This is a genomic window from Treponema bryantii, assembly GCF_036492245.1.
Lineage (GTDB): Bacteria > Spirochaetota > Spirochaetia > Treponematales > Treponemataceae > Treponema_D > Treponema_D bryantii_C.
This window is the reverse complement of the sequence record NZ_AP025286.1, coordinates 2303682-2317323: the sequence shown is the minus strand read 5'-3', so window position 1 is coordinate 2317323 and position 13642 is coordinate 2303682. Positions and strand designations below refer to the sequence as shown.

Annotated in this window: 13 protein-coding genes and 1 pseudogene; all 14 read left to right on the top strand. The window is 38.9% G+C overall.

Going from position 1 to position 13642, the window contains the following annotated elements; translation table 11 throughout:
- The first annotated feature begins 201 nt into the window (after window positions 1-201).
- The 14 genes and pseudogenes from rpe (at window position 202) to AABJ44_RS10230 (ending at window position 13624) form a co-directional block, all read left to right on the top strand.
- Window positions 202-831, top strand: coding sequence for a ribulose-phosphate 3-epimerase (rpe, locus tag AABJ44_RS10300; RefSeq protein WP_074639862.1), 630 nt, complete (start codon window positions 202-204; stop codon window positions 829-831).
- A 5-nt stretch (window positions 832-836) separates the two neighbouring features.
- Window positions 837-1781, top strand: coding sequence for a tetratricopeptide repeat protein (locus AABJ44_RS10295; protein ID WP_074639863.1), 945 nt, complete (start codon window positions 837-839; stop codon window positions 1779-1781).
- On the top strand, window positions 1778-3154 hold the full coding sequence (locus tag AABJ44_RS10290; protein WP_338368937.1) for a hypothetical protein: 1377 nt from the start codon (window positions 1778-1780) through the stop codon (window positions 3152-3154). Before AABJ44_RS10295 ends, AABJ44_RS10290 begins: the two co-directional genes overlap by 4 nt.
- A gap of 6 nt (window positions 3155-3160) precedes the next feature.
- Window positions 3161-4252 carry a hypothetical protein gene (locus AABJ44_RS10285; protein WP_074639865.1) on the top strand — a complete coding sequence of 364 codons (1092 nt, stop codon included), beginning with the start codon at window positions 3161-3163 and terminating at the stop codon, window positions 4250-4252.
- A gap of 109 nt (window positions 4253-4361) precedes the next feature.
- A complete protein-coding gene (gene recA, locus AABJ44_RS10280) occupies window positions 4362-5489 on the top strand; it encodes a recombinase RecA (RefSeq protein ID WP_074639866.1) in 1128 nt (375 codons plus the stop codon).
- Between the two features lie 18 nt (window positions 5490-5507).
- On the top strand, window positions 5508-6062 hold the full coding sequence (gene folK, locus AABJ44_RS10275; protein WP_338368935.1) for a 2-amino-4-hydroxy-6-hydroxymethyldihydropteridine diphosphokinase: 555 nt from the start codon (window positions 5508-5510) through the stop codon (window positions 6060-6062).
- Window positions 6040-6861 carry a segregation and condensation protein A gene (locus AABJ44_RS10270; RefSeq protein WP_083379613.1) on the top strand — a complete coding sequence of 274 codons (822 nt, stop codon included), beginning with the start codon at window positions 6040-6042 and terminating at the stop codon, window positions 6859-6861. Before folK ends, AABJ44_RS10270 begins: the two co-directional genes overlap by 23 nt.
- 8 nt (window positions 6862-6869) lie before the next feature.
- The gene (scpB, locus tag AABJ44_RS10265) at window positions 6870-7409 is read left to right on the top strand and encodes an SMC-Scp complex subunit ScpB (protein WP_074639870.1); all 540 of its coding nucleotides are present in this window, start codon (window positions 6870-6872) and stop codon (window positions 7407-7409) included.
- Entirely contained in the window at window positions 7399-8145 is a 747-nt protein-coding gene (locus AABJ44_RS10260) for a pseudouridine synthase (RefSeq protein WP_338368930.1), read from the top strand. The genes scpB and AABJ44_RS10260 overlap by 11 nt, the downstream gene beginning before the upstream one ends.
- Before the next feature lies 1 nt (window position 8146).
- The gene (locus AABJ44_RS10255) at window positions 8147-8848 is read left to right on the top strand and encodes a phosphatase PAP2 family protein (RefSeq protein WP_338368929.1); all 702 of its coding nucleotides are present in this window, start codon (window positions 8147-8149) and stop codon (window positions 8846-8848) included.
- 1 nt (window position 8849) lies between these two features.
- Window positions 8850-11214 (top strand): annotated as a pseudogene (gene rpsA / locus AABJ44_RS10245) (30S ribosomal protein S1).
- Window positions 11215-11244: 30 nt separating this feature from the next.
- Complete coding sequence (locus tag AABJ44_RS10240) at window positions 11245-12147, top strand: sigma 54-interacting transcriptional regulator (protein ID WP_338368925.1); 903 nt, start codon at window positions 11245-11247, stop codon at window positions 12145-12147.
- 28 nt (window positions 12148-12175) lie between these two features.
- The gene (locus AABJ44_RS10235) at window positions 12176-12850 is read left to right on the top strand and encodes a tetratricopeptide repeat protein (protein ID WP_338368923.1); all 675 of its coding nucleotides are present in this window, start codon (window positions 12176-12178) and stop codon (window positions 12848-12850) included.
- A gap of 24 nt (window positions 12851-12874) precedes the next feature.
- Window positions 12875-13624 (top strand): hypothetical protein, encoded by a 750-nt coding sequence (locus AABJ44_RS10230; RefSeq protein ID WP_338368921.1) that lies wholly within the window; start codon window positions 12875-12877, stop codon window positions 13622-13624.
- Window positions 13625-13642: the final 18 nt, after the last annotated feature.

Sequence of the window (13642 nt, the reverse complement as noted above, 5' to 3'; positions counted from 1 at the left end):
TTTTACACAAGAACGGGGATTTTAGTCAATAAAGTTTATGAAAAATTGCGAAAATTGGGACAAGATTTATACAGCGAAAGTTATAATCTGTCAAGTAAAAATTTTCAACCTTTATGCATTTTTTTAGTATTGTTTCAATTTTGTAATGATTATATAGAAAATATTGATGATTGTGTAATTATCTGTTAAAATAAAATTCAAATGAAAAATCAGGTTTTAGCTCCATCGCTTCTTTCTGCTGATTTTGCAGAGCTTGGAAACGAGATTAAAAAAATAGAGAATAATAATGGAGGAGCTGTTCATATTGATGTTATGGACGGTTCTTTTGTCCCGGAAATAACTTATGGTGAACCGGTAATCCGTTCTATCAGAAAGCTTACAAAACTACCTTTTGATGTTCACCTCATGATTGATAAGCCTGAGCTTCATGTAGATTCTTTTGCACAGGCTGGTGCCGACTGGATAACCTTCCACTTTGAGTCTACAGCACATGCACATCGTGTAATTCAAATGATACATGAAAAGGGTAAAAAGGCCGGTGTAGCCATCTGCCCTGGAACTCCTGTGTCTGTACTGTCGGAAATCCTTCCTTGTGCCGATATTATATTAGTGATGACTGTCAATCCCGGTTGGGGAGGACAGAAGCTTATTCCTTCCTGTGTGGAGAAAGTTGCCCAACTGAAGAAATACAGAGAGGAGCATGGATTAAACTATATGATTTCTGTGGACGGCGGTGTAAATAATGAGACTTTGGGCTCTGTAATAAATGCCGGCACTGATATAGTTGTTTCTGGTTCCTGTTTTTTCAATGGCAGCCTTAAATGGAGTTGAGAAGATTGTTAAGAAGATTTAAGAAGTATACTGCTGCTGCAGTTATTTGTGCATCTGTTTTTATGTATGCAATGGCATCGGAGTCTGCATCATCTGCTTTTGTTGAGGCCTGCAGATCTTATACCAGAGGTGACTGGTCAGATGCAAAATTTATGCTGAAAAAAGCTGTCTCATACAAAGAAAATCTGAATCCAGATACATATTTCATGCTCATAATGGCAGAAGTGTATGACGGTGATAATAAAAGCGCTCTCGATGACTGTAATTTCTTTCTGGAGAATTTCCCGGATTCAATGTACTATTCCCGTGTTTATTACCAGAAAGGCAAGCTTTTGTATTCACTGGGTGAATATGAAAAGTCTGTCGTTGTTTTGAGTGATTTCTGTCATCAGTATCCGGATGACGAATTGTATTCCTTTGCACTTTTCTATATTGGTGAATCACTTTTTGCAGGATATAAGTATGATGAGGCCGGCTCAATTTACGAGCGCATTGTAACAGAATTTCCTGAATCGCCAAAAACTCCTGCTGCTCAGTATCGTCTTGAAACAATACTTCAGCGTGGAAGGGAAGAAAAGCTTTTGTATCTTCTGAAGCAGACTGGAGAAGAGTACCTTGCTGCAAAAGAAGAGTATGAGCGCCAGCTGCGTTTGTATAATTCAGAGGCTGTTGATTCAACAAGACAAAAACTGAGCGCGGCTCAGGCAAAGAATGAAAGTCTTGAAAAACAGGTTGCTGACCTTGAATTGCAGATTGCTGCATTAAGAGACAATCAGGCTGAAGCAGACCGTATAATTCAGGAGCTGAGGGAAGCTGGTGAAAAAGATATTCCTGATCCAGAACCTTTTGATGAGAAAAAATATCAGTTGAAGCTTCTGAAACAGAAAGCATTGGAAGCTCAGAGAATACTTGATGAGAAGAATACTGCTTCTGTGATGGAGGGAAAATGAAAAAGATAATTTATTCTGCAGCAATTGTTTTTATGCTTGCCGCTGCAGTTTCCTGTAAATCTACAAAAACACAGGCTCCGACTGAAAATGAAGAGGCTGCTGTAGTTGATGAAACTCTTACAGATGCCGAAGCTGCTGATGAACTTGACGCTGCTGAAGATGACGCTGAAGAGACTGAAAAAGAAGATACTCAATCGGCAAAAGATACTTATGATTTAAGTTCAGCAACACCTAAAGATTTTACCGGCTGGATTAAGTCATCAAGAAAGAATGTAAAGGAAAGTATTGGTAATATTCAGATTAAAATTAAGTCAAAAATCGGCTCGTATACTATTTCTGCTTTAAATGAAGATGGAAAGCCTGTTTCGGTTTTGTCTAAAGCAAATGAATATGTTACAAATGCCTTTTATCTGAAAACTTCTAAAAAGATTTATAATCTTGTTACAGACGGCAATGTTCATTCAGCTGCAAGACGTACTTCTGATGGTGCTTTAATTATGTATGAAATCCCTTCAGTAGCACAAATGACTGTTAATTTTTCATGTTTTGCTTCTGAAAAAGACAAAGATGCTGATATGATTAAAGTAACTGCAAGCATTAAGAATGTTGGTACCCGTACTGACGAATTTGCTTTTAAGGCAGTTATGGATACTGTGCTTGGAGAAGCAGCAGCCTATCATTTTTATACTTTTGAAGATATTCCAGTGAAAAACGAAGTGCTTTACAGAACTCTTCAGAATCAGAAATGGTTTGTTTCTAAAAATCAAAATGCTTCAATGCAGTTCTTCTTCTCAGGCGCAGATTGTACGGAACCTTTACTTGTAGCACTGGCAAATTATTCAACTCTTGAAAGAAAAACCTGGGAACCTGATATGCTCAGTTACAGAGTTTTTGACACTGTACTTTCATATAATAACTCTGCAGTATGTGCAGTTTGGAAGCCTGTAAAACTTGCTCCATCAGAATCTGAAAAGTTCATTTTCTATATTGCACTTTCTGGAACAGCAGTTCCTGCAACTGGAGATAAATTTATTTACAGTAAGGAAAATACAGAAACTCCAGAGGAAGAGGAAAAACTGATTCCTCAGGGTGTAGAAGTTATAACTGGTGTTCCTGGAGTAGAGGGAACTCCTGTTACAGAGATAACTGAAAAAGATCCGTTTGTGCCTTCACAGACAGAAAAGATGTCAGAAGATTCAGGTGTTGATTTTTATATTAAGAATATGACAAAAGAGCATCTGACTACTGAATACATACAGTCTCTGCTGGATCGTATTGCAGCGCTGGAAGAGGATTCTTCTTCTTTGAACAAGCAGGAACTTCTTCAGTTGAATGCTGAGCTTGATGCAATTTTAACTTATTTGAGGCAGTAGTTTTTTATGGCAAAGGATGCACTTACTCTTGCCTGGCTTGATATGCGCCGCAGACGTTTTGCTACTGCAATCAAGAGACTTGAGGCTAAGAAAGACATTTATGAAGAAAACTTTGAGTATTATCTTACTCTGGGAATCGCATGTCTTTATGTTGGCGACATAGGTGCAGCTTCTTCATATTTTCAGCTGGCGCGAAGAATAAAACTTACAGATACAAGACTTCTTCTTGGTCAGGCTGCAATTTTTCTGCGCCGCGGTGATACAGCCCGTGCCCTTCAGTATTATCTTGAAATCAAAGAAAATGATCCTCTGAATAAAACTGCCGACAGCGCAATGGAATTTATCCGTGTGCATGGTAATTATGATACAATCTGCCGCTGGGTAGATACCGGTCGTATTGAACAGTTCTATCCGCCGCTAGGATCAAATCCAGACCGCATTGTAGCTTTTGGAATTACCGGTGCGGCTTTTATTCTCGGTATAATTTTTACCTTTATATTTTTCCCGAGAGGGCAGCAGTTTACAGGTCCACGTGCAGATTTAACAAAACTTGAACTGTCTTCAGAAGAAAAATCAGACGCAAAGGAAAAAGATCTTTCTACGCAGTCTTATGCCTTTGTACTTTCAAATAAAGAAATAAATAAGCGCTATAATAACGCACTTCAGTATTTCCAGAATCACAGGGATAATGCTGCGCAGATAGAGGTAAATATGATTTTGAATTCAGATGCCTCTGTTGCAGTAAAGAAAAAGGCCCGCATGCTTATGGGCTATTTTGAAATCCCGGATTTTGATACAATAACAGATGTTCCTTCTTACGCAGATGTAGCAGCAAGTCCTCTTGTGTATCTTGACTGCTGGGTAAACTGGGGCGGAAAGATTTCAAATGCCATTACTTATGAAGATGGCTCGTACACCTGTGACCTGCTTGTCGGTGATGAAAATCTTTCTAAATATGAAGGAACGGTGAGAGTTCGTTTTACTGCAGATCCTGGTGTGGATGCCGGAAAGCCGGTGCGCATTCTTGGAAAAATTGTTCTGGAAGACGGAACAGTTTCTTTGGCTGGCCGTGCAGTATATAAAAGTGTTTACAAATAGTAAAACATATAAAATGCAAATTTTTTGAAATTTATTAAAAAATCTTTCTAAAAAATTGCATAAAATCGTTAGGTTTAGCCCATATTATATGTGGGAGGAAGGTGGCTAAATGGCAACAAATGCAAATGCAAGTCCGATGGATCAGTCGGAAAAAATGAAGGCTCTGGAGGCGGCTCGTCTTCAGATTGAAAAGCAGTTCGGCCAGGGCGCAATTATGAAGCTCGGCGACAAGGCTAATGTGGCGGGCATTGAAGTAATTCCTTCGGGCTCAATTCTTCTGGATGAGGCTCTTGGAATCGGTGGTTATCCACGCGGCCGTGTAATCGAAATGTATGGTCCGGAAAGTTCTGGTAAAACAACACTCGCACTGCACGCAATTGCAGAGGCTCAGAAGCTTGGCGGTGTTGCAGCATTCGTAGATGCAGAACATGCTCTGGATCCTGTTTATGCAAAGAACCTTGGAGTAAATATTGATGAACTCTGGGTATCTCAGCCAGATACTGGTGAACAGGCTCTCGAAATTACAGAGAATCTTGTACGCAGTGGCGCGGTAGATGTAGTTGTTGTAGACTCTGTTGCTGCTCTTACACCTGAAAAAGAAATTGAAGGTGAAATGGGTGATGCAGTAATGGGTATGCAGGCTCGTCTTATGAGCCAGGCTCTTCGTAAGCTTACTGCTATTATTGGAAAATCAAATTGTATCGTAATCTTCATCAACCAGATTCGTATGAAGATTGGCGTTATGTTTGGAAATCCTGAAACCACTACTGGTGGACAGGCACTTAAGTTCTATTCTTCTGTTCGTCTTGAAATCCGCCGTACAGAAACTATTGACGGAAAGGGCGATGAGGATGCAATCGGAAACCGCGTACGCGTAAAGATTGTAAAGAACAAGGTTGCGCCTCCATTCAGAAAGTGTGAACTTGATATTTACTTTGGAAAGGGAATTAATGCAAGTGCTTCACTTCTTGATTCAGCTGTAAAGCACGGAATCATCGATAAGCGTGGTGCATGGTATACAATGGGCGAAGAAAAAATCGGCCAGGGTAAGGAAAATGCAGTTTCGTTTATTGAACAGAATCCTGAGATTGCGGCTAACATCGAAGCTAAGGTTCGCGAGATTGTATTCCCGGGCCAGGTTATTGAGAAGAAGGACGAAAAGAAAAAGAAGTCTTCAACAAAAGCTGAAGCTGCTTCTGCTGCTGGAGAATCAAGTCTTTTCGACGAAGGAAAATAGACGGATTGTTATAGAAAGATGAAACGTGTCTTGCTTGGACTTGGTTCCAATAAGTCATTTAATGGTCTTGCTCCAATGGAGCTCCTTTCTCATGCGGGAGAGGAGCTCTCTCGTCTTATGAAAGACGTACATTTCAGTTCCGTTTACAGAACTAAGGCAATGTATGTAGAAGATCAGGAAGACTTTTATAATGCTGCAGCACTTGGCTGGGTCAGCGATGATGAAGATGCGTTTGACTTTCTGCATAAGATAAATGAAATAGAAGCAAAATATGGCCGTGACCGCAGCCGAGAGGTTCGGTTTGGCCCACGTTCCCTTGATATTGATATTGAGTTATTTGGGGACGAGCGGATTGAAACACCTGAGCTTCAGGTTCCGCACATCAGAATGGAAGAAAGAGCATTTGTTTTGATTCCTTCTGTTGAAGTTTTAAAATATTCTGCCGATGAAATAGTTAGGGAAAAATATATAAATTGTCTTGCCGCACTGGAAAGTAAGGGTGGGGCAGAAGGAATTATAAAATTGCAGGCTTTCCCTAAGGCGGTAGAAAATGGAACAGATAGAAAACGGTAATGCAGGCGGATCTGGAGAAACAACAGTTGCAGTAAAGCATAAGTATAAGGCCGGAGAGTTTGAAGGGCCTCTTGATTTGCTTTGGACACTTATCCGCGAGAGTAAAGTAAATATTTACGACATTCCTATTGCACAAATCACAGAACAGTATCTTGAATATCTTGATTACGCAGTACAGACAGATCTTGGAGACCTCTCTGAGTTCTACAGCTGGGCTGCAAAACTTATCTATATTAAAAGCCGTATGCTTCTTCCTGTAGAAGTTGCTTATGATGATGAGGATGAAGAAGATCCACGTCAGGAACTCGTAGACAAACTTATTGAATATCAGAAATTTAAGAAGCTTTCAGCACTTATGGAAGACCAGGAAGATGATTCAGAATGGAACTTTGAGCGTAAAAAGATTCAGAGAATGCTTCCTTTTGATGAGTCTGAAGAAATGTGGGAAGAAGTAGATACCTGGGAACTTCTCCAGCAGATGCAGGATATCTTCAAATCAATGATGAAACAGTATTCAAATGAAAAGATTTTGAATATGTACGAAGAGATTTCTGTAAATGAAAAAATCACTCTTATGAATGAACTTCTTGAAGATAAAAAAGAATGTCTGTTTACTGACCTGCTTACCCGCCCGGGAAATGAAATGGACGTTATCTGTGCCTTCATGGCAATTCTTGAAGCTGTAAAATTTAAAATGATTACCATCTTCCAAAATAAGCTGTTTGGTGATATAAAAATATGCGCGAGGGAAGATAATTCAGGTTATGTTCCAAGCGAAGAAGAACTTACAAGCAATTAGGTTGGATAATGGATTTTAACAAAGAGACCGCTCTGGTCGAGACTATTTTATTTTTGGAAAGCGAACCTCTTACCGCTAAGGTGCTTTCCAATAAGGCACAGCTTTCAGAGGAAGTAGTAGAAAAGTGCCTTGAAAAATTAAAAGAAAAATATGAAGCAGAGGATTCGGGCATTGAGCTTGCCATGATTACCGGCGGCTGGTGCCTTGCTCCGAAAAAAGAATATTGGGAAGTTCTTAAAGAGTTTTACGGTTCAAAACGTGAGGGCCGTCTTTCTAAATCTGCAATGGAAACTCTTGCAATTATTGCCTATTCCCAGCCAATTACCCGTGCAGAAATTGAACAGATTCGCGGTGTCGGTGTAGATAATATGATTCGTCTTTTAATAGACCGCAATCTTATTAAGGAAGTCGGAAAAAAAGAAGCTCCTGGCCGTCCTACACTTTTTGGTACAACAAAAGAATTCTTAAAACTGTTCCGTCTTAATTCTATCGCAGAACTGCCAAAGCTCGACGAAGACGAGCAGGAGAGATTCGAACTTGCCCGCTAGTGATTTTATCAAAAAAGAAAAAGAAGAAGTCAGATTACAGGCTTTTCTTGCACACTGCGGAGTTGCCAGCCGCCGTGCATCGGAACAGATTATTCTTGATGGCCGTGTAGCTGTAAATGGCGTTGTTGTTACAGAGCTTGGTACTAAGGTTAAAGAAGGTGATAAGGTTACAGTAGACGGAAAAACCGTTCATCTTGAAGCAAGAAAGTGCTATGTACTTTTGAATAAACCTGCAGGCTTTGTCTGTTCTGCCAGTGATGAAAAGGGCAGACAGGTAGCAGCAGATCTCCTTAAAGATTCCTATAAAGAACGTCTCTATAATGTCGGCCGCCTGGATATGTATTCCAAGGGCATGATTTTGTTTACTAATGACGGTGATTTTGCTGCAAAACTCAGCCATCCTTCAAGTCAGATTGAAAAAGAGTATATAGTAGAAACAAGTCAGGACGTAACAGAAGAAACTGCAAAACTTCTGGAAAAAGGTGTTCGTGTAGACAACGTATTTTATAAGTGTGTTCGATGCCAGGTTCTTAAGCCTCGCAAAATCAAAATCATTTTGATTGAAGGAAAGAACCGCGAAATCCGAAAAATGCTTGAAAGCCAGAATATCGGAACCCGCTCCCTTGTTCGTGTAAGAATTGGTAATGTAAATCTTGATGATTTAAAACCTGGAGAACACAGGGATCTTACTCCAAGAGAAGTAAAAGGTTTACTTGAAATGTGCAAAGGTGAATAATATGAATAAAAAAACTCTTTTTAAATACATCGCAGTTTTTGTTTTTGGAGCTGCGTTAATGTGTACTGCCTCTCTGGCAAAAAAAAATAGAAAAGCAATTGAATGGGATGGAACAGCTTATAACCTCGAAAATGTAAATCCTGTGGATGCAAAGCTGGCACAGCCATATAACAAATCTCTCGACAAAACTGGAGATGCTTTTGTTGGTCTTATGGGATTGATCTGTTGTGGTGTAATTGCATTTGCTTTTTTTACTTCTGATGATAAAAAGAAAGCTTTTAATAATGCTGTTATTGATGTGTATACCTTTATGGTTTGCGGTTTTTATGCAAATGGTATTTACAGAATCTTGAAAACAATTGTTGGAAGAATCCGCCCGTATATGTATTTTGCTAATCCAAGTGCAGAAGGAATTGCAGAGGGTGATTTTTTCCGTTCATGGCCAAGTGGACATACTTCAAATGTTTTTCTTGTACTTGGCTTTCTGGTTGCATGGTTTACCTTCCGTGATGCAGAATCAAAACTGAAAAAGCCTGTTCTTACAGTTTCATTACTTGTGTGCCTTACAACAATGGTTTTGAGACTTTTGAGTGGAAATCACTTTCTGACAGATGTTCTTTCGGGAGCTGTTATCGGATTTGGAATAAGCTACGGAATGGCGTGTTTATGTAATAAGATAAATGATTATTCAGGAGAAAAATAAGATGATTATTGCAATTGATGGACCAGCAGGAACTGGTAAAAGTACTATTGCTAAAATGCTTGCAGAAAAACTAAATATTACCTTTTTAAACAGCGGCGGATTTTACCGAACTCTTACAATGGCTGTTCTTGATGCAGGAGTTGATTATAAAGATGAAAAAGCAACTCTTGAATTCTGCAAAAAACAGAAAATTGAATATACAAAAGAAGGTCATTTTATTCTGAATGGAACTGATGTTACTTCACATCTTCATGATGACAGAATTACAGCAAACACTTCGCAGGTAAGTGCAATTGTAGAAATCCGTCATCTTGTTAATGACCTTATGCGCGAGATTACAAAATCTCTCAGCATTGTCTGCGAAGGCCGCGATATGACAACAGTTGTATTCCCTAATGCAGAAGTTAAAGTTTATCTTGATGCTTCTGCTGAAGTTCGTGCACAGCGCCGTTTTGATCAGGGGGTAAGTGACATGACTTTTGAAGAGATTAAGGCTGCAATCGAAAAACGCGACGAAATGGACAAAAATAAGAAGGAAGGTTCGTTAAAGATAGCAAAAGATGCGCTTTATATAGATACTTCTAACTTGACGATAGACAATGTTTGTGCGATAATAGAAAAACAAATTTCATAAAAATAAAGGTTTTAGAATGGAAGAAATGGAAGTGGAAAAGGAAGTATCCCAGAACTCCAAGGGAGACTTTCAGACACAATTAGAGGAGTCCCTGAAAGAATTTAATGCACCACAGGCTGGTCAGATGGTAGAAGGTATCGTAGTACAGATTACCAACGACTATGTTTATGTTGACATTGGAGACAAGTCAGAGGGATTGATCCCTACAGAGGAGTTCGCAGGCGACCTGCCGAAAGAAGGGGATAAGGTTCAGGCGTTTTTGTCAGGACACAATGCAAATGGTCCTGTATTGTCAAAGAAGAAGGCTGATTCTAAGCGCTACATGAAAGAGATTCAGGCAGCCTGGAAAGACAAGACACCTGTTGACGGTGTTATTGTTAAGGTTGTTAAGAGCGGCTACGAAGTTGATCTTGGTATTGACCGTGCAGCGTTCCTGCCTATCAGTCAGGCTGATGCAGAAAAGATTGAAAAGCCTGAGTCATTGATTGGTTTAAGATCTAAGTTCTATGTTGAACGTCTTTATTCAGATAACAAGCTTAATCCTGTAGTAAATCGCCGTAAGTATCTTGAAGAAGAAATCGATGAAAAACGCGATGCATTCTTCAACTCAGTACAGATTGGTGATTCTGTAAAGGGTACAGTAAAGAGCTTCACAAGCTTCGGTGCTTTCATTGATTTGGGTGGCTTTGATGGTCTTCTCCACATCAACGATATGAGCTGGGGTCACGTAGCTCGTCCAAAGGATTTCGTAAAGAAAGGTCAGGAAATCGAACTTAAGGTTATCCGCCTTGATCCAGCTGAAAAGAGAATCAATCTTTCTCTCAAGCACTTTGCTGAAGATCCATGGATTCACTTTGAAGAAAAGTATCATGTTAATGACATCGTAAAGGGTAAGGTTACAAAACTTACTGAATTCGGTGCATTTGTTGAACTTGAAGAAGGAATTGAAGGTCTTGTACACATTTCTGAGTTCTCTTGGACAAAGAAAGTTAACAAGCCTGGTGATATGGTTTCTGTAGGTCAGGAAGTTGAAGCAATGATCCTTGGTTATGATATCCAGGCTGGTCGTGTTTCACTTGGTTTCAAACAGGCTACAGAAAATCCTTGGGATTCAATTGCAGAAAAATATGCTGTTGGAACAAAGATTAAGGGTAAGGTTGTAAAGATTACAAACATCGGTGCATTCGTTGCTCTCGAAGATGGAATCGATGCTTTCCTCCATGCAGATGATATTTCATGGACAAAGAAAGTTCGCCATCCAGGCAGTGAGCTTACTGTTGATCAGGAAATCGAAGCAGTTGTAATTGAATGTGATCCTGAGGCTCACAGAGTTAAGATTGGCGTAAAACAGCTTACAGACAATCCTTGGAAGGAATTTGCTGAAGAGTATAAGCCAGGTTCAACTCTTGAAGGTGAGATTACTTCTATTACAGATTTCGGACTCTTTGTAAAGGCTCCTAACGGAATTGAAGGTCTTGTAAACAAGGCTAACCTCAGTGACGATAAGGATGTTCCATTTGAAGAGGCTGTAACAAAATACAAGGTTGGCGACAAAATCAACGTATTCGTTGTTGACGTAAAAGTAGACAAGGAGCAGGTTGCATTCTCTGTACGCGAGTTCAAGAGAAAGCAGCAGCGCGACGAAATCTCTCAGTATATGTCAACTTCAAATGACGATGATGACGGAGCATATACACTTGGAGATATGTTGAAGTCTCAGAAAAATGACTAATGAATAATTAGTTATAAACTGCGGGTGGGAATGGAAAAGAAAGTAACTCCTTTTGCGGGGCAAAGTAGTTTTGCAAAGGAAATCAGCACGCTTGTGCAGACTCTCTCTGGTAATAATGCTTCGGTATTGTTGATTGGTGAAAAGGGAACGGGCAGGCGTCTGATAGCTCAACACATTCATTCCCATTGTGACGGTTATTTTTTTGAGATAAACTGCAGGTCGTTTACAGAAGCGCAGGTAATAGACAGCTTTGAGAATGCAGGCCGTATGATTTCGTATGGTCAGCGAATAACCTTGTTTGTCAGTTTTACAGATGCACTTTCCATGGCTATGCAGACTGCTTTTCTTGAGATGATTAAGAAAACAGCAGAAAAAAATCTCAACTTAAAAATAATCTGTGCAGCAGAACGTCCGTTAGAAGCATTAGTTTCTGCGGGTGTTTTTTTATCTGAGCTTTATGCTAGGCTTAGTACGGTGGTATTAAATGTTCCGCCGTTACGCCAGAGAAAAGAAGATATAATTCCTATAGCACAGGCTTATCTTTTACGTTTCAGCAGAAAGTCTGGTTTAGGTTTTACTGAATTTTCAGAAGGCGCAAAAGCCGCATTGCTTAACAGCTTCTGGCAGGGAAATGCAGATGAGCTTATAAACGCCGTACAGCGTGCATTTATTGTAGGTAAACCGCCTGTAATAAGTGAAAGTGATTTAGGCTTTATGCTTGGAACTCCTGCTGTTGGCGAGACTGTTGAAGCCATTGGAAAGGATGGCGGAGACAAATCTCTTAAAACTGCAATAGATGCTTTTAAGCGTGAATACATCATAAGAATTCTTTCTGAGAATGGCTGGAACCAGACAAAGGCTGCAGCAGTACTTGGAATACAAAGAACTTATGTAATAAGGCTTATGAATGAGCTGCATATTGACCGTAAATAAAAAATTAACGAATTGAGGTTTATATAAAATGGCAGATTTTGAAGAACAGACTGCAAGTAAAAAACTCGCAGGTTTTATTGAAAAACGCAAGGTAGCATTCATTGCAACACTTATTGTATTTATCTGTTTGTTGATTGGTTATGTTATTTTTGCAAGTGTTGCTAATAATAATAAACTTAAGGGCTTACAGGCAATCGATGAGATTACTTTTGAAATGACAGACAAGAGTTCTGGACTTGAAGAAGCTGAAATCTCAGCAAGACTTAATACAGCTTTTGAAAAAGCATCTGCTTATACAAAGAAGGGTGGAATTGTTGGTGCTCGTGCAAACATGCTCTGTGCTGACATTACATATCAGCAGAAAAAATATTCTGAATCTGCTGACTTCTGGAAAGCTGCTGCAGAAAAAGCAAAGAAGACTTATATTGCTCCTTTGTGCTATTTTAATCTTGCTGCCTGCTATGAAGAAACAGGTAATAATGAAGATGCTGCAACTTATTACAAGCTTGCTGCAGATGACAACAGCTTTGTTATAAGAACACATGCAATGTTCAGCTATGGCCGCCTGCTTGAAGCAAAAGGTGACTATGCTACAGCTGCTGCTGCTTATACAGAGCTTAATGACAATTTTTCTGATGATTCATGGGCAGATCTTGCTAAATCAAGACTTATTGCTCTTAAGAAAGACGGAAAAATCGAATAAAAACCATTCTGAAATTTGATATATATGAATAAGGTATTCTGTAGAAAAAGATTTTTAATTTCTTTTATTCTTACAGGATACCTTATTTTATTTAACACGGCCTGCGGGCTTGATACTTTTTATGTAATAGATGCTCCCTATCGTGTTTATCATGCTCCTGAATATGATGAGCTCGAATATACTCCAACAGAAAACTATTTTGAATTTGAAACTGAAGATCATGAATATGATGGAATAAAATTTATTGGTACTGAGGTTTATTATAAAATTTATAAAAGTGATTCTGAACTTTATTCAGCTGTTAATGTTCTTTGTGATATCGCAAACAATGAAGAAACTTCTTATAATGCGCCTACAAAGTTAATTGATACTTATAAATATGTGCCTTTACTAGCTGCCGGTCATACAGGTGAAAATATCCTGCTTCCAGCAACCGGTTCAAATCAGAGAGTTTATATAAGACTTAGTAATATTGGTGAAGAATATCTTGCAAGAATATTAGTTAATAATAATAATATTTTTGGTGATGCAAACATAGTTATTCCAGTAAGAAACATTACCAATCATTATTCTTTTAATTTTAAGGAATTACCTTCCGATCAGCTGCCACAAGAAGACAGTACTTCTAATCCTGATTATAATTATTCCGGTTCATCAGATGGTGAATATTTATATGTTGCTATGTTTGCAGTAGCTGTTGCACAGGATAATACTTATGCACGTATATATAGTAACATTTTATATCTTGGATCTGTTGCTATTAAAATACAATAATTTAAAATAAAAAAAACT